The sequence below is a fragment of the Bradyrhizobium sp. UFLA05-153 genome (assembly GCF_054185185.1).
In genome coordinates this window covers 1-16,498 of the sequence record NZ_JBBIAM010000029.1, presented here as the reverse complement: position 1 = coordinate 16,498, position 16,498 = coordinate 1, and the positions used below count along the sequence as shown (strand labels likewise).

General features: G+C 62.8%; 18 protein-coding genes. 13 read left to right on the top strand and 5 right to left on the bottom strand.

Annotation, left to right across the window (positions count from 1 at the left end):
• The first annotated feature begins 414 nt into the window (after nt 1-414).
• Genes Q2941_RS19005 through Q2941_RS18995 form a run of 3 tightly spaced genes read left to right on the top strand, consistent with a single transcriptional unit; the run spans nt 415 to nt 3,085 of the window.
• Nucleotides 415-1,848: a TadE/TadG family type IV pilus assembly protein gene (locus Q2941_RS19005; RefSeq protein WP_458193414.1), complete on the top strand. Its 1,434-nt coding sequence runs from the start codon at nt 415-417 to the stop codon at nt 1,846-1,848.
• A gap of 10 nt (nt 1,849-1,858) precedes the next feature.
• Entirely contained in the window at nt 1,859-2,413 is a 555-nt protein-coding gene (locus Q2941_RS19000; protein ID WP_027520901.1) for a TadE/TadG family type IV pilus assembly protein, read from the top strand.
• 9 nt (nt 2,414-2,422) lie between these two features.
• Complete coding sequence (locus Q2941_RS18995) at nt 2,423-3,085, top strand: TadE/TadG family type IV pilus assembly protein (protein WP_027520900.1); 663 nt, start codon at nt 2,423-2,425, stop codon at nt 3,083-3,085.
• 64 nt (nt 3,086-3,149) lie between these two features.
• Here Q2941_RS18995 and Q2941_RS18990 read toward each other — a convergent pair whose 3' ends face one another.
• From Q2941_RS18990 to Q2941_RS18980, 3 genes are all read right to left on the bottom strand, one after another.
• Nucleotides 3,150-5,084, bottom strand: coding sequence for a carbohydrate porin (locus tag Q2941_RS18990; protein ID WP_458193413.1), 1,935 nt, complete (start codon nt 5,082-5,084; stop codon nt 3,150-3,152).
• 428 nt (nt 5,085-5,512) lie between these two features.
• Nucleotides 5,513-5,776: a hypothetical protein gene (locus Q2941_RS18985; RefSeq protein WP_027520898.1), complete on the bottom strand. Its 264-nt coding sequence runs from the start codon at nt 5,774-5,776 to the stop codon at nt 5,513-5,515.
• 139 nt (nt 5,777-5,915) lie between these two features.
• Entirely contained in the window at nt 5,916-6,722 is an 807-nt protein-coding gene (locus Q2941_RS18980) for a creatininase family protein (protein ID WP_027520897.1), read from the bottom strand.
• A 123-nt stretch (nt 6,723-6,845) separates the two neighbouring features.
• Between Q2941_RS18980 and Q2941_RS18975 the strand changes: the two genes are divergently transcribed.
• From Q2941_RS18975 to Q2941_RS18935, 9 genes are all read left to right on the top strand, one after another.
• Nucleotides 6,846-7,868 (top strand): ABC transporter substrate-binding protein, encoded by a 1,023-nt coding sequence (locus Q2941_RS18975; protein ID WP_027520896.1) that lies wholly within the window; start codon nt 6,846-6,848, stop codon nt 7,866-7,868.
• A 209-nt stretch (nt 7,869-8,077) separates the two neighbouring features.
• Nucleotides 8,078-8,893 (top strand): ABC transporter ATP-binding protein, encoded by an 816-nt coding sequence (locus Q2941_RS18970; RefSeq protein WP_027520895.1) that lies wholly within the window; start codon nt 8,078-8,080, stop codon nt 8,891-8,893.
• Complete coding sequence (locus Q2941_RS18965) at nt 8,890-9,705, top strand: ABC transporter permease (RefSeq protein ID WP_027520894.1); 816 nt, start codon at nt 8,890-8,892, stop codon at nt 9,703-9,705. Before Q2941_RS18970 ends, Q2941_RS18965 begins: the two co-directional genes overlap by 4 nt.
• A complete protein-coding gene (locus Q2941_RS18960; protein WP_254109931.1) occupies nt 9,705-10,697 on the top strand; it encodes a 2-hydroxyacid dehydrogenase in 993 nt (330 codons plus the stop codon). Before Q2941_RS18965 ends, Q2941_RS18960 begins: the two co-directional genes overlap by 1 nt.
• On the top strand, nt 10,694-11,389 hold the full coding sequence (locus Q2941_RS18955) for an AprI/Inh family metalloprotease inhibitor (RefSeq protein ID WP_254109932.1): 696 nt from the start codon (nt 10,694-10,696) through the stop codon (nt 11,387-11,389). The genes Q2941_RS18960 and Q2941_RS18955 overlap by 4 nt, the downstream gene beginning before the upstream one ends.
• A 113-nt stretch (nt 11,390-11,502) precedes the next feature.
• A complete protein-coding gene (locus Q2941_RS18950; protein ID WP_254109933.1) occupies nt 11,503-11,901 on the top strand; it encodes a YciI family protein in 399 nt (132 codons plus the stop codon).
• Between the two features lie 31 nt (nt 11,902-11,932).
• Nucleotides 11,933-13,219, top strand: a complete 1,287-nt coding sequence (locus Q2941_RS18945) for an RNA polymerase sigma factor (RefSeq protein ID WP_458193412.1) — start codon at nt 11,933-11,935, stop codon at nt 13,217-13,219.
• Between the two features lie 121 nt (nt 13,220-13,340).
• On the top strand, nt 13,341-13,715 hold the full coding sequence (locus Q2941_RS18940; RefSeq protein WP_027520889.1) for a hypothetical protein: 375 nt from the start codon (nt 13,341-13,343) through the stop codon (nt 13,713-13,715).
• 268 nt (nt 13,716-13,983) lie between these two features.
• Nucleotides 13,984-14,946 carry a hypothetical protein gene (locus Q2941_RS18935; protein WP_027520888.1) on the top strand — a complete coding sequence of 321 codons (963 nt, stop codon included), beginning with the start codon at nt 13,984-13,986 and terminating at the stop codon, nt 14,944-14,946.
• A 45-nt stretch (nt 14,947-14,991) separates the two neighbouring features.
• Here Q2941_RS18935 and Q2941_RS18930 read toward each other — a convergent pair whose 3' ends face one another.
• Nucleotides 14,992-15,417 carry an SgcJ/EcaC family oxidoreductase gene (locus tag Q2941_RS18930; RefSeq protein ID WP_458193411.1) on the bottom strand — a complete coding sequence of 142 codons (426 nt, stop codon included), beginning with the start codon at nt 15,415-15,417 and terminating at the stop codon, nt 14,992-14,994.
• A gap of 215 nt (nt 15,418-15,632) precedes the next feature.
• On the opposite strand from Q2941_RS18930, the gene Q2941_RS18925 reads away from it, so the two are divergent.
• On the top strand, nt 15,633-15,938 hold the full coding sequence (locus tag Q2941_RS18925; RefSeq protein ID WP_027520886.1) for a glycine zipper domain-containing protein: 306 nt from the start codon (nt 15,633-15,635) through the stop codon (nt 15,936-15,938).
• 213 nt (nt 15,939-16,151) lie between these two features.
• On the opposite strand, the gene Q2941_RS18920 is transcribed toward Q2941_RS18925, so the two are convergent.
• Nucleotides 16,152-16,322, bottom strand: a complete 171-nt coding sequence (locus tag Q2941_RS18920) for a hypothetical protein (protein ID WP_156944043.1) — start codon at nt 16,320-16,322, stop codon at nt 16,152-16,154.
• Nucleotides 16,323-16,498 lie beyond the last annotated feature (176 nt).

Here is a 16,498-nt window from a genome sequence, read left to right as displayed (position 1 = left end):
AAGGCTTCGGCCGGAGACCTGCCGGCAACTCACCCTATATATGAATGCCTCGACCGATTTCGTCGGCCTTTGGTAAAATTGTCGCATCTTTCCGCGCCGTCCCGGCAGGCTGTGCCGGTTGGATGCGCGCCTCCAGGCGGCTCAGGCGAGAGCGCTTTCCTGCGCCGGCGCGGATTTTCGAGGCCAGGTTTCTGGGAACCTGTTTAGCCGACATTAATGATGCCTTCTCAATGTGGCACATCCGGTTCGGTTTCAGGCCATGTCTATGTATTGCCTGTAAACGTTGATTAACGAGGCCGTTCCCATATTTCCGCGTGTCGAGCGTGCGATCGATGGAGAAGTCTAACGGCTCCTGCGACCGCAACATTTCAGGAAAGCGTTTTCGCCGCAGCGACGGCAATCAGGGTAAAGATCATGCTCCGCCGCTCAGTGCTTCGTTTCGCGAGAGATCATAAGGCCAACGTTGCCGTCATCTTCGCGCTCGTGATGATCCCGACGATCTATCTGTTGGGCATGGCGCTCGACTACACGCAAGCCTTGCGCAAGCGCGAGCAGCTTGATGCAGCCGCGGACGCAGCTGCAATCGCGGCCGTGAGGCCGGCGATGCTGACGCAGACCGACTCCACCGTTGTCGAGGCGACCGCGAAGGCCGTGTTTGCGGCGAAGGCTAGTCTTGCCGGTCTGTCGTCAACGCCGGTCCCGACGGTCACAGTCACCGATTCCGGGCTGCAGCGGACCATCAAGGTTACATACAGCGCGCAGTCCATCAATAATTTTCCGCTCTTTCTCGGCAGCCAGACGTGGCCAGTCAATGGCTCGTCGACAGCGCGGGCCTCGAGCGCGCCCAACATGAATTTCTATCTGCTGCTGGACGACTCGCCGTCCATGGCGATTGCAGCGACCAGCAGCGCCATTACCGCCATGATCGCCGCCACAAGTAGCCAGCCTTCAGCCTCAAAGAGCTGCGCATTCGCCTGCCATGAAACAAATCCCAGCAAAGACAGCGGTGCGACCGCATCAACTGTAGACAACCTGAGCATCGCGCGTACGAACAACATTACGTTGCGTATCGATTTCGTGAAGGCTGCGGTCACGCAATTGCTGGCTGGGCCATGGACGTGCCCGCAGGCGGGTGTTTCAGGCGGCGTCATGCAGTGCATGGCGGCGCTCAACAACACGACCTACCAGGCGGCCCTCTACACCTTCGACACCGGCCTCAATGAGATCCAAAAGCTCACCACCCCGACCACCGCCGCCGGTCAGATTTCCAATATTCAGCTCATGACGGTTGATCACCAGAACTGCGTCACCACCACGAGCTGCAACACCGACTACGGAACGGACATCTCGGGCGCGCTCACGACGCTCGGAAAGGACGCCAGTTCCATCATGCCCAACCCCGGCGGTGGCACTAATCAATCGAATGACACCCCGCAGGAGGTGGTCTTCCTCATCACGGACGGGGTCGACGACAAGCTCGTCACGACCAGCACGAGCTGCGACGCGAACGCCACCTATCCGCTTCCGAAGGTCACCGTGAACAAAACTTCGTACTGGCGATGCCAGCAGCCACTCGATGCAACGATATGCACGACCATCAAGAACCGCGGCATTCGCATCGCGGTCCTCTACACCGAGTATTTGCAGCTGACGACGGATGGCTGGTACAACACCAGGATTTCACAGTTCAACAACCCATCCTCGTCGACGGGCACGATCGCACAACGGCTGAAATCCTGCGCATCGCCCGGTCTGTTCGCGGATGTTGACAGCAGCGACAAGATTCCGGATGCGCTGACGAAGCTGTTCCTCAATGTCGTGTCCGCCACGGCCAGCCTCGTGCAGTAGGGAAAGCACCATGAGCGAGCCGGAAGTCGCATCAACGAAGAGACGCAAGGGCTGCGTCGCCTTCCTCGCGGACAACAAGGGGGCCACGGCCGTCGAGTTCGCGCTCGTCGCTGCGCCGTTCCTCGCGCTCATCATCGCGCTCATTCAGACGTTTCTGGTGTTTTTCGCCCAGCAGTCTCTCGAAGCGGTCGTGCGCCAGTCGGCCCGTCTCATCGCGACCGGGCAGGTACAGAGTGCACAGATGACCCAGGCTGCATTCGCGCAGCAAGTGTGCAACCAGGTCGTCATATTCTTCGATTGCCAGGGCTTGATGGTCGACGTGCAGGTTGCCAATTCGTGGACGGCAGCAAACACGAGCACTCCCGCGCTGACGTTCGACAGCCAGGGCAAGGTCACGAATGTCTGGCAATTCAATCCCGGAACCGCCGGCGATATCGTCGTTCTCCGGGTCATTTACGTATGGCCGGTCGTCCTGGGGCCGCTTGGTTTCAATCTGTCGAATCTTGCCAGCGGCGGTCGGGAGATCATGGGGTCTGCCGCTTTCCAGAACGAGCCGTCCTCTTAGGAGTTACTCATGATCGCCAGCCTGTCATCTCGCGCGCGGGACCTGTGCACCGACGTCAAAGCCGTGGCGGCGACGGAGTTCGCCATCGTGCTGCCGTTCATGCTGGTGCTCTACGTCGGCGGCGTCGAGCTCGGGAACGGGTTGGCGATGAACGTCAAGGTCAGCGAGACCGCGCACAGCCTCGCCGACATGGTGTCGCAGAATACGCAGGTCACGGACGCCCGGATGCAAGCCATCCTTGGGGCTGCGACGGCCATCATGGCGCCCTATCCGATCAAGAATGCCAGTGGCGCTTCGCTCATTACGATCACGGTATCCGAAGTTTCTACCGACAAAGACGGCAATGCGACGGTTCAATGGAGCGTGTCAAACAGCTCGTCGGCAGCAAGGACCGTCGGTCAGCAGATGACCTTGTCCTCATTCACCGCAGCCGACCCAAAAAATCCGACCAATGCCAACCTCTCGCTCATTCTGAGTGAGGTCTCCTATGACTACACGCCGAATCTGGGCTATTCGATCGCCGGGACCGTAAAGCTTTCCGACAGCTACTACCTGTTTCCACGCTGCTCGACGAATAGCCCCACCACGTCGACCTTTCCCTATTACGACGTCAAATATCCGGCCACGACCATTTGCACCTGCATCCAGCATGTGCAGGAAAAGAGCTGTTAGGTTCGCGCAGTGTCGTCGCCCGATATGGCGGTAACGTCGCTCCGGCCCCGGCGTTCGCGGCCGCTCAGAACTCGCCGTGCAGCCGTCCTGAAAACACCGACACCGGCCCGCGGTCGGCGTTGTAGGCGGGGTTGACGATGAGCTGGTAGTCGGCGGTGAAGGTCAGCGACTTGTTCAGTGCGAGCGCGTAGTAGGTCTCCAGCACGCGCTCGGTGCGGTAGTTGAGCTGGCCGTCGCCGATCAGGGGTCCCAATCCGCCGGCGGCGATGAAGTCGCGGTGATCCTGCGACAGGCCGTTGATGGCGCCGCCGATCGCGACGACGTCGTCGGGCCGGCCCCATTTGGTGCCCTTGACCGACACGCCACCGGACAGGCTGCGATCGATGTCGGTGAACGCCATGATCTCGTTGTGGCCGTCGTTCCAGCTCCAGCGGCCGAACACGCCGATATCGTCGGTGATCGCCTGCTCGAGATTGAAGGCGTAGCCGTATTTGATGCGGCCGCGGCGGGTCTGGGCGATGTCGAGATTGAGCGCGGGATTGTCCAGCGTCTCGCGATAGCTGCCGGAGAAGACACTGTTGACGAAGCCGAGCGTACGCAGCTTGCCGGGCTGGCCGAACAGCGAGTAACGCGTCTCCAGCTCGGCGACGTATTCGCCGCGCTTGGGGATGTTCATGTCGAAATTGTTCGAGTTCGACTCGGCATCCATCAGGAAGTAGCCGGCACGAAGCGCCCATTGTTTCTGGTTCAGTTCGGCGGTCGCGCCATAGCCGAGGCCAAGCTTGTCGGCCGCATAGTCGAAGGCGCCCGAGGCCCAGATCGACCAGTTCATGAAATCCTTGCGCGGGTCGTGCGCGTAGGCATTGCCGTCGAACACGTCGACGACCGAGAATTTGCCGACCTGCACCGTCAGGCGCGAGATGTCGACCTTGTCGGCCAGCTGAAGCTGGCCGCTGGCGAGTTCTTCCTGTTCGCCGCCGAAGCCAAAGGTCTGGCGTAAAAACAACCGCGAGGCGTTGAAATGCGGGTAGGGGAAGCCGGATTTCTGCGCCTCGCCATTCGTGAAGCCCGCGATGCCCGTCGTGTTGTTGAAGCCAAAACCTTGCAGCAGTTCGGGATTGAAATAGACTTCGCCGCCGTCCCAGAGACGCGCGTTGAGATAGAGCGAGTTGCTCCAGGTCTCCTGGTATTGCGGCGCCGGCGTCAGGCTGTTCGGCCCGCTATAGGGCGCTTGAAACGCCGGGTAGCCTTGCGCCACGAAGGTCGACTGGCCGTGGATTTCCCAGCGATCGGATTCGGTGTCCGTGATGCCTGATTTCGGATTGTAGGTCGGCATGCCCGGCCAATCGATCTTGCGATTGAGGCCGAGCCGGATGGTGTGCAGATCCATGGTCGAGGCGTAGTTCACCCCCGACGGGAAGCTGACACTGGCGTCGTCGAACTTGCGATAGAGATATTCGAGTCGCGCGGTCCAGTGCGGCGCGAAGGCATATTCGACGCCGGCGCCTGCAGCCCAGCCGAGCCGCGTATGCAGCCGACGGTCCTCGACATCGTTGATTGGCGTCGAGAGGAAGCGCTCACCCGCAAAGGCAAAACCGCCGGTCGCATAGAACAACCAGGCGCCGGTGGCGTAGCCGAGCCGCGCGCGCAGGCTCGCGAAATAGTCCCAGCGCTCCTCCGCGATCGACAGCGCGGTCGCCGCCGATGACACGACGTGGTTGGACGGCAGATAGTTCGGAAATGAAATGTCGCCTTCGACGCCGAGGAGCAGGCCCGAATTGAGCCGCCAGTTGTAGCCAGCCTGCACGCCGCCGGTCATGCCGTTGAAGACATTGTGGTCGGTGGCGACGGCGGGGTCGGTCAGCGTCGCGCTCGAAGTGCCATAGGTGTAGCCGACATGCGCGCCGATATAGAGCCCCGTCCAGTCATAGACGGCCTTGAGCGCAGGCGCCTTGAGCGGCAGATCGGCCGCCTGGCTTACCGTGGGAAGTATCAGCATGCCCGAGGCGATCGCAGCGGCCGTGCGCAATAACCGATATCGGTGATCTCTCAACGTCAAAACGCACGCCCCCAAACGCCAATTGCCCCACCCGCCGCGATATCCCTGCCGATTCGTGGCGATTCTGTCATCAGGTGCTTCTCGTCCACTCGATCGAACGAGATGATCGCGGTGCGACGCGATTTCTTCCCAAGTCCCTGTGCCTGTTGTGAACCTTATTGCGAATAATTCTCAATAGCAACAAGTGCAGAATGTCGCAGCGGATGGTTCGCATCCTTGTGTGACGGGACTGCAACAAACTCACGCGCCAAAAAAGGTGACCCCGCCCGGGGGGACAACCGGACGGGGTCGGGGCACGACACGGGGTGGATGAGGCGCCCGTGTCGGACGCAGGATCCACTCAGGGATTGGGCCTCAAGGACGTACGATCAGTAGCAAGTGCGGACGCGGCCGAGGTAATGGCCGAAGGCGTCATACTGGGCGACCCAGCCGCAGCGGTGATAGCCGTAGTAATAGGGGTCGTTGCTGGCGGCGATCGCAGTGCCGACGACGGCGGCGGTGGCGATGCCGGCGCCGACGCCCCAGCCCCAGCCGAGCGGCTTGGCCTGGGCGGTCGAGGTGGTGGACGCAACGCTGGCGGTAATAGTCAGGGCCGCAAGAGTAATGGCGGCAATCTTGGTCTTGATCGACATTTCAAACTCCATCCGGGGCGAGGCGGTCCGTTGTGGCCCGCGTGCTCAGTTGGACGGAGGCTTGTGCGTTCGGGTTCGAAGGCCGCCAAGCTGGCCCCGAAATCGGAAAGATAATCCAGTAATCTCAAAGGGATATGGGCTAGGCGAGGGGGCCTGATGCGAGCCTCTTCACGTCGAAGTTATCGACCTCAGTCAGCAGCTCGCAGAAGGCCCGTGCGCCCTGGTCGACGAGCTGCTCGCCTTTCTCAGCAGAGGCCAGCGTTGCGTTGCCGACGGCGCCGCTCGCGTGCAGGTCCTGCGCCTGCCAGGCGAACGGCGCAGGCCGCTGCGTCGACAGCCAGCGATATTGCTGCTCCATCGCGATGCTGCTCGAAGCAAAATCCGCGATCGCATCCTTGCGCACCTCCGACGGATAGCGCGCCAGCATGATCGAGGTCTCGACCGCGCCGCCATGGATGCCGTGCCGCACTTCGTCGGCGGGAAACAATTGCTCCGCGCCGGAGAGGCGCGACCACGACGTCGTCACCACGAACAATTTCTGATGTGCGCGCAGATCCTGCGCCACCAGCATCATCGCCGCGCTGTTGCCGCCATGGCTGGTGACGATGACGAGCTTTTTCAGGCCCGCGCGCGCGACGTCCTCGCCGATTCCCGTCCACCGCTTCAGTGCGGCCTCGGTCGGCAGCGTCTGCGTGCCCGGATAGTCGATATGCTCGGTGGAGATTCCGATCCGCTCGACCCCTAGAAACGTGACAGGAAGATTTTCGGGCGCGAGTTCGCGCACCCGCGCAAGATACGCTTCCGCGATCAGCACATCCGTCTCGAGCGGCAGATGCGGCCCGTGCTGCTCAGTCGCCGCGAGCGGCAAGACCGCAATCCAGCGCGCCGGTTCCGTTGGCGCCACTTCGCTCCAGCGGATGTCGGTCCAGTCACGGGAAGGTCTCATCGTGGTTTCTTTGCGCGAATTTGTAACGTAGTTTGGCGGTCTCGAGGGGACGTGGCCCGGCCGGCCGCGTCCCCGAAATTCTTGTGTTTTATCATGGTCCAGAACGATCGACGGAGTCCAATCATGCGCCCCATCCATCTGCGGCGAGCGTTAACGGCAGGCTTGATGGCCGCATGCATGTCGATCCTGCCGGCGCGGGCGGAGACCCTGGACAAGGTCTCCTTCGGCACCAACTGGGTCGCCGAGGCCGAGCATGGCGGCTTCTTCCAGGCAGTCGCCGACGGCACCTACAAGCGCTATGGGCTCGACGTCACCATCGTGCCCGGCGGGCCCAACGAGAACAACCGGATGCTGCTGATCGCGGGCAAGATCGATTTCTTCATGGCCGCCAACACGCTGATGTCGTTCGACGCCGTCACCAACAACGTGCCCGTCGTGACGATCGCCGCGATCTTCCAGAAGGATCCGCAGGTGATGCTGACGCAGCCGGATGCCAAGGTCGGCAAGATCGAGGATCTGAAGCCGCTGACGCTGTTCGTCTCCAAGGAGGGCATGACCAGCTATTTTCAATGGCTGAAGTCCGAATACGGCTTCAGCGAGAAGAACGTCCGGCCCTACAACTTCAATCCGCAGCCCTTCATCGCCAATCCCAAGAGCGCGATGCAGGGCTATGTGACGTCGGAACCCTTTGCGGTGGAGAAGGCTGCGGGCTTCAAGCCCAACGTGCTGCTGCTCGCCGATTCCGGCTTCAACACCTACTCCACCCTGATCGAGACCCGCCGCGAAATCGTCGAGAAGAAGCCGGACCTCGTGCAGCGCTTCGTCGATGCCTCGATCGTCGGCTGGTACAACTACATCTATGGCGACAATTCCGCCGGCAACGCGATGATCAAGAAGCTCAACCCGGAAATGACCGACGAGCTGCTCGCCTATTCCGTGGCCAAGATGAAGGAGTACGGCATCGTCGATTCCGGAGAATCGCTGAAGAACGGCATCGGCGCCATGAGCGATGAGCGCTACACCTCTTTCTTCGACAAGATGGTCAAGGCCGGCGTAGTGCGCTCCGACATCGACTATCGCAAGTCCTACACGCTGCGTTTCGTCAACAAGGGCGTCGGCGTCGAGTTGCGTCCGGGCAAGCCGTAGCCGATGCGGCGATATGGTCAAGGTGTGCCCGCATGGTCCACCTCTCCCATAGGGAGAGGTCGGATCGCATCGCAAGATGCGATCCGGGTGAGGGATTACGCTCTCTCGTGGGACCTGAACCCCCTCACCCGCGCCTTCGGCGCGACCTCTCCCCGTTGGGGAGAGGTGGAAATCGCGGCGCCGCCAGACCAAACAACAGCCACCTGCCAATGATAGAGCGCACAGCCTCGTCCGGGAGCGATGTCGGGCTGACGGCGCTGGCCGTCAGTCTGCGCGGCGTGACGAAGGCCTATGACAACGATCTGATGGCGCTGGGGCCGTTCGACCTCGCCGTGCGCAAGGGTGAGTTCATCTCCTTGCTCGGGCCGTCCGGTTGCGGCAAGTCGACGGCGCTGCGGCTGATCGCGGGCCTGAGTCCGCCGAGCACGGGAACGGTGCGGGTCTCGCGCCATGAGGGTGTGGCGCGGCCCGGGCATGCGATCGGCTTCGTGTTCCAGGAGCCGACGCTGATGCCGTGGACCAGCGTGCGCGAGAACGTGCGGCTGCCGCTGAAGCTTGCAGGCGTCGCCAGGGCCGAGGCGAACGCGCGCGTGGATGAGGCTCTTGCCAGCGTGGGCCTTGCCGATTTCGCCGATGCATTCCCGCGCGAGCTTTCCGGCGGCATGAAGATGCGGGTCTCGCTGGCACGCGCGCTCGTCACTGATCCCGACATCCTCTTGATGGACGAACCGTTCGCGGCGCTCGACGAGATCACGCGCTTTCGCCTCAACAACGATCTGCTCGCGCTGTGGCGGCGCTTGCGCAAGACCGTCATCTTCGTCACCCATTCGGTATTCGAATCCGTCTATCTCTCCCAGCGCGTCGTGGTGATGACGGCGCGGCCAGGCCGGATCGGCGCCGACATCCGGATCGAGACCGTCGAGCCGCGCGGAGAAGAGTTTCGCACCTCCACCGGCTATGCCGATTATTGCCGCAAGGTGTCGAGCGCGCTCGCGCCGTCCTATTCCGGGCAGTCGGTGCTATGAGCGCAGAGCCCGTCGTCCCGGCAAAGAATGGCGCCTTGCGCGCCGCGCGTTTCGCGCTTCCCCTCGTTGTCTTCGCGGCAGGTCTCATCGCCTGGGAGCTCGTGGTCCGTATCAAGCAGATCCCGCCTTATGTGCTGCCGGCGCCTTCGGCCGTGCTCCTGACGCTCATCAAGGACTGGGCCGTGCTGTCAGGGTCGCTTGTCACCACCTTGCTCACCACGCTCGAGGGATTTATCGCAGCCAGCCTCGGCGGCATCGCGCTGGCGCTGCTGTTCAACCAGTCGAAATGGGTGGAATATTCGCTGTTTCCCTATGCCGTCATCCTCCAGGTGACGCCGGTGATCGCGATCGCGCCGCTGTTGCTGATCTATCTCGACCAGGAAACCGCCGTCGTGGTCTGCGCCTTCATCGTCGCGTTCTTCCCGGTCCTCGCCAACACCACGCTCGGGCTGAATTCGGTCGACCGCAACCTCGCGGGCCTGTTCCAGCTCTATGGCGCCTCGAAGCCGCAAACCCTGCGTTTTCTTAAATTGCCCTCGGCCTTGCCCTATATTCTCGGCGGCCTGCGCATTGCCGGCGGTCTGTCGCTGATCGGCGCCGTTGTTGCCGAGATCGCGGCGGGAACGGCCGGGGCCGGATCGGGCCTTGCCTACCGGATCGCCGAATCCGGCTATCGTCTCAACATACCTCGCATGTTCGCGGCGCTGCTTCTGCTGTCGCTTGCCGGGATTGTCATCTATGGGGTGCTGGCGCTAATTTCCCACCTCGTTTTACGGCGCTGGCATGAAAGCGCTCTTGGAAAGGAAAACTGATGACGGCCGCTCCGATTTCGTCCGAGAAGATCGATCTTCTGATCTATGGGCCGGTGCGGCCGATCCTCGAAAACGGCTTCTCCGACCATTTCGTCGTGCACAAGGCCGAGACCCGCGCCGACCTCGAGCGCCTGACGCCTGCCGTCCGCGAAAAAATCCGCGGCATGGCCGTGACTTATCACACCGTGCGGGCCGACAAGGATTCGCTGTCGCATTTCCCGAAGCTGGAGATCGTGGCGAATTTTGGCGTCGGCTACGATCACGTCGACACGGCTTATGCGCGCGAGCACAATATTGTCGTCACCAACACGCCGGACGTTCTGACGGAAGAGGTCGCCGACGTTGCGATGGGCCTTCTGCTTGCCACCTTGCGCGAATTCATCCAGGCCGACCGCTATGTACGCTCCGGCCTCTGGACGACCCAGAACTATCCGTTGAGCGTCGGCTCGTTGCGCGATCGCAAGGTCGGCATCGTCGGCATGGGCCGGATCGGACAAGCGATCGCGCGTCGGATCGAAGCCTCGCTGGTGCCGGTCGTTTACCACTCGCGCAATCCGTCCAAGGAAGTTTCCTACAAGCACTATCCCGACCTGATCGAGATGGCGAAGGCCGTGGACACGCTCATGGTAATCGTGCCAGGCGGCGCCAGCACCAACAAGATGATCAACGCCGAGGTCTTGAAGGCGCTCGGCCCGCGCGGCGTGCTGGTCAACGTCGCGCGCGGCTCCGTGGTGGACGAGGCGGCGCTGGTCCAGGCGTTGAAATCGGGGACGATTCTTGCCGCCGGTCTCGACGTGTTCGCTGCCGAGCCGAACGTGCCGGATGAGCTCAAGACAATGCAGAATGTCATTCTGCTGCCACATATCGGGTCGGCATCCGTGGTAACGCGGAACGCAATGGACCAGCTCGTGGTCGACAATCTCAAGACCTGGTTTGCCGGCAAGCCGCCGATCACGCCGGTCGCGGAAACCCCGGTGAAGAGTCGCGGATGACATATCTTCGGGTCGTTGCGTGGGCAATCGTTGCGGCGCTCGTCGCCGTGACCGGTGTTGCGCAGGCGCAGGATACGACGACCCTGAAGAAGGACATGGTCGGGCAGTGGGAGCTGTCCACCACCGAGCGCAGCAAGACCTGCGTGGTGACGCTGAAGGGCGACGCGGCTGGGCAGGCCTCTAAGCTCGAGCTGGAGCCGGCCTGCAAGACCGCGCTGCCCTTCACCAAGGACATCACGGCCTGGAGCGTCAAGGGGCTCGACATCGTGCGGCTCCAGGATGCGACCGGCGAATCCGTGATCGACTTTACCGAGGTCGAGGCCGGCATCTTCGAAGGCTTGCGGCAAGGCGAGGGCGTCTACATCCTGCAAAATCTCGCCGCCGCCCGCTCGATGGCCAAGTCGATGGACCAGATGATCGGCGACTGGGCCATGGTGCGCGGCAACGGCCAGCCGGTCTGCACGCTCGTGCTGACCAACACCGAAGCGGGTGCGGACAATTTCCAGGTCTTCCTCAAGTCGAAATGCGACGCCGAGATCGCACAGTTCAACCCGACGCAATGGCGGCTCGAGCGCGGCCAGATCATCCTGATGTCGAAGGCCGGCGAAGCCTGGCAGTTCGAGGCCGACGACAACGCGCAATGGCGCCGCGTGCCCGACACGGCCGATCCCCTGATCCTGTTGCGGCAATAATTTTTTGTTCACGCATGTCGATCCGGCGTGAGCTGGATCGTCACTCCTATAGCGAGCCGGTTTGCGGCCAAAACGGCTGCTCCTCGCTCCAACGGGAGTTTTGTATGCGTTTCATGTACATCGTCACCTCCAGCCGGCCGATGTCCGCCCCGACCCCGGCGCTGATGGAGGCAATGCAGAAGATATCCGAGCGGGAGATCAAGGCCGGGCGGATGATCGACAATGGCGGTCTGATGCCGCTCGCGACAGGCGCGCGGGTGCGGATCGCCGACGGCGAACTCAGCGTCATCGACGGCCCCTTCGTCGAGGCCAAGGAGGTGATCGGCGGTTACGCCATCTTCGAGCTGCGTGACAAGGAGGAAGCGCTGGCCATGGCCAGGGAATTCATGCAGCTGCACCTCGATCACATGCCGGGCTGGGAAGGCACCTGCGAATTGCGGGCCTTCGCCACGCCCGACATGGAGGGGGCGTGCCAGGTCGACGCGCATTCCAAGGTGGCCGCTCACGCCTGATGGACACCACCGCTCATCCCGGTCGGCGGCGATGACGGCCGCCGACATCGATCGTGCGATCCACGCCACGATTCGCGCTGCCTGGCGCATCGTGCAGCCGCGGCTGATCGCCACGTTGTCACGGATGCTGCGCGACGTGCCGCTGGCGGAGGAATTGACCCAGGACGCACTGGTCGCCGCGCTGGAAGCCTGGCCGCTGAGCGGCGTGCCGGACAACCCCGGCGCCTGGCTGGTTGCGACCGCCAAACGCCGTGCGCTCGACCATCTGCGTCGGGCCAGAATGCTCGCCCACAAGCACGAGATGCTGGCGCGCGATCTGATGCAGGAGCAGGAGGCCGTGCCCGATTTCGACACCGACCTCGACGACGACATCGGTGACGAATGGCTGCGGCTGATCTTCACGGCGTGTCATCCGCTGCTGCCGCGGCAGGCTCGCGCGGCGCTAGCGTTGCGCATGATTTGCGGCCTGACCACGGATGAGATCGCACGCGCCTTCCTGGTCACGGAGGCAACCATTTCCCAGCGCATCGTGCGTGCGAAGCGGATGCTCTCGCGGTCGGGCCTTGCTTACGAGACGCCGAGCGGCGAGGACCTGTCCGCGCGACTCGCTTCGGTGCTCGAGGTTGTCTATCTCATCTTCAACGAGGGCTATGCGGCCTCACGCGGCGAGGAATGGCTGCGGCCTCAGCTTTGTGACGAGGCGCTGCGCATGGGGCGCGTGCTGGTCGGGCTGGCGCCGCTGGAACCGGAGGCGCACGGGCTCATGGCGCTGATGGAGCTGAACGCCGCGCGAATGCGCGCCCGCGTCGGCGCCGATGGCGAGCCTATCCTGCTCATGGACCAGGACCGCGCGCTCTGGGATCGGCTCCAGATCCACCGCGGTCTTTCGGCGCTCGGTCGTGCGCGCGAACTCGGCGGTGGCGGGAAATTCTACACGCTGCAGGCCGCGATCGTCGCCTGTCACGCCACGGCGGAGACGGCCTCGGCGACCGACTGGCGGCGCATCGCGGAGCTCTATGGACAGCTCGCGGCGCTGGTGCGCTCGCCCGTGATCGAACTCAACCGGGCGGTCGCGCTCGGAATGGCCGAGGGGCCGCAGGCTGGTCTCGATCTCGTGGACCTGATCGCGGACGAGCCGGTGCTTAAGTCGTATCACCATCTGCAGGCCGTCCGCGGCGACCTCCTGCAAAAGCTCGGCCGCATCGCCGAGGCGCGCCTGTCCTTCGAGGCGGCCGCGCGTCTCGCCACCAACGCGCGCGAGCGGGCGATGATGGAGCGACGCGCAGCAGCCATGGCCGATCTCGACGGCGCGGCCTGAGGCGTACCGGAGCCGGCGCGGCGCCGTTGTCGTTGGCGCGCGACATGACCGCGTGCGTCGGAACCAGCCGGGTGGATTGGCCGTTGGCATCACGGCGAAAGACCGTGGTGGGAATTTTGCGATGGCCAAGCGCGTGCTCGCGATCGGCATCGAGCCCGGCAGTGCGGATTACAGCGCATTCCCGCAGCTCACGCCCGAGCTCGTGCGCAAGTATATCGACGCGCAGTTCCTGCGCCTCACCGATCTCGGCTACGACGTCACGAGTTGCCTGATCGATCTCGACGAGACTGCGGAGGCGGCGGTCACGTCAGCCCTGCGCGAGGCGAGCTTTGACTGCGTGGTGATCGGCGCAGGACTGCGCGAGCCGAAGGAGCGCCTGCTCTTGTTCGAGAGGGTGCTCAACCTCGTGCACCAGCTCGCGCCGAACGCTGCGATCTGCTTCAACACCAACCCGGGCGACACGGCCGAAGCCGTGCAGCGCTGGATCGCGTTATGAAGGCGGGCTGCTTCACTTCGGCACGGGCGAACCGTGGACCGCGATCGCCTGCTGATCGCCATCTTGGCCAACCGCGTCGCGGGCATGTGCAGAGCGCGTCGCTTCGGAGATGAAACCGAAGCAGGCCGAAATCCCCTGCACTCATCTCCTGCTAGAATCGCTCAAAAGTTCAACCGCTTTACCATTCGTTAGGACATGCTCGCATAGATGGCAGCTAAAATTATCTGCAACCAGAAAGTTCCAGCGCGATACGCTGGGAGCATGCCCTGTGAATGTACCCGCACTTCTGATCGCCACCAGCATTGGTGCAGCATTTCTCGCCGCCGAATATGTCTGGTACTACCAGCCTCAACTGATTAATCCGGACCTCGTCCTCAATCTCTTCTCCATCGATCACATGAAAGCCCGCGCCGCGGTTCGGCGCGTGCTGATCGATCCGGCTTCGGCGCAATTCGGCACATTGCGCTCGGTCGAGGCAGGCGCGTCGCGATATGTCTGCGGCGCCGTCAAGGCAAGGGACAAGTCCGGCCAGCCTGCCGAAGCGGCCTTCGTCTATGCCGTGGCCGTCGATTTTGCGCGCATCGACGACAATGATGGCCGGATCACGCAGCAGCGCACTAAGTTCCAGTCCTGCCCGCTGGCGAACGAGGAAACGATCGCGCAGCAAGACACGGCGATACCCGCCGGCGCCTTGTCGATGGCAAAGACCGTGCAGAAGATCGTTCCCAATGTGGGGTCGCCGTCGGTGTCGACGCCGACAAAGCTTGCGCCTTCGGCAGCACAGGGATCGGCCGGCGGCACAATGGAGCAGCAGCTCCGCCAGTTCGTGGGACAGACGACAAATGGCGTGTCCGTCCAGGAGGACGAACAACGTGGCGGACAGCAGGGCGCGCTGCACGCAAGTCCGGCGGGCGAGGGAGCCCGGCACGATGAGTCCGCGTGGCGGGTCGATCAGCCGCCGGACGCATGGCCGATATTTCCCCCGGATCATCCGCTCGCCAGGCCGACGCGGAAACGAGCGCCGGTCGAGGTCCTTGCCTTGGCGAGAGATGTCGAGGAGCGTTGGGAGAAATCGCGGTCGTCGGGAAATGCGAGGATGCGTCCATCATCGGAGGACATCCAGGAGGCATGCCGTGCGCTGCTCACGATCGATCCCAAGGATAAGAAATATCCGAAGGCTTGGGCGGCCTTCGTGCGGCTGCGAAAGGTCGACCGGGACATGGTCGGTTGATGGGCGTGCGACCGCGCCGGACCAGCGCCGTGACAACGGGCTGCCTCACTTCGGCAGGGGCGAACCGTGGTGCTGGGCCACCAGCCATTTGCCGTCGACCTTGACGAAAGCGAGCGTCAGGCGGAACGGCAGCACGGTGCCGTTGGGAAGCGTGAAGTCGGCAAAGCCCGAGCTGAGCACGACGTCGGGGCCGGCCGCGATCGCCTGCTGATCCCCCATCTTGACCTTGATGCCTGCGGGCAGCTTGCTGAAATAGGTGCGCGCGCCGTCGGTGCCAGTGAAGAGCTGCGCGGTCGAGCCGAACAGCATCGCGTCTTTGGTATAGAGCGCGGCAAACTTGTCGGCATCTCCGGCATTGTAGACCTGCTCCCAGCTCGCCCGCGCCGCCACCGCGTCGTCGTTCGGTCCGGCCTTTGTGGCGGAGATCGTCAGCAGCACCAGGCCGATCAGCACCAGAAATTGACGCATCATGTCGTTATCCCTCACGAATGAAACATTTGGAAATTCTCGGTCGCCCGTTCGGCCAGCACAACCTACGTTCTGTAGCACGCGCGTTCCCTAGCCGGTATGAAATCTGAGACCAGGGCGACATCGAAATGGCGCCTCAAGCCTGACGGTGGGCGATTTGGTCTGGCCCGAATCCGCCGCCGGCGATATGAAGTGCAGCGTCACACTGGAGGATCGAGATGCTTCGAGGACTTGGAATGGCGGCCTGCCTGGCGGTTGCGATGATGGTGCCGGTGCATGAGGCTGCGGCGCAGGACGCCATCGGCGGCGCGATCGTCGGCGGCGTCGGCGGTGCCATTCTCGGTGGCGCCATTGGCGGCAGCCGCGGTGCCGCGGTCGGTGCGATCGTCGGCGCCGGCACGGGCGCTGCCATCGCCTCTGAAGGCGAGCGCCGCCGTTCCGGCTACTACGCCTATCAGCGCGGCTGCTACATGCAGCGCCCCGACGGCGCCTATGTGCGCGTCGATCCGCGCTATTGCTACTAGCTTTGCTCTGACTTGAAACCGGCGTCACGCGGATGGCGCCGGTGCGAGAGGTCCTCGCGCCAAACTAGAGCATGATCCGGACCCGAAGGGCCGCGTTAGCGCAAAGTGTGGAGGGGTTTTCCCTCGCGACAAACGCGGAGCGCGTTTGCGCGGAGATCATGCTCAAACAACAACCCAAAGCGCGATGACGATTCATCCTGATCTCATCGCGCTTTAGTCGAGGCGCGCTTCGACTTGCCTCTCCTGGCACGACATCATGTCGATCCGAGCCGGCATCATCATTGGGCTCATTTTCTCGATCTGGTCGAGAAGCCAGTCGACCAGATGACCCGGGCTCAGCAATGATAGGCCCGTGCTCCAGATGCGCTCTACTGTCTGATTCATCATCGATCCCCTTTGCTTCGATGATGAATAATTGTGACACACATTCCCGCAGCACAAAGCGAAGAGTTAGTCGCCCGTGAAGAATTCGGAAGCGATTGATCTGTCGCTGTGATTTGACGTGAGCAAGTATTCGATTGTGCAAGAAAGCCGTGGGTAGGTGTTGGTTTTCTTGCGTT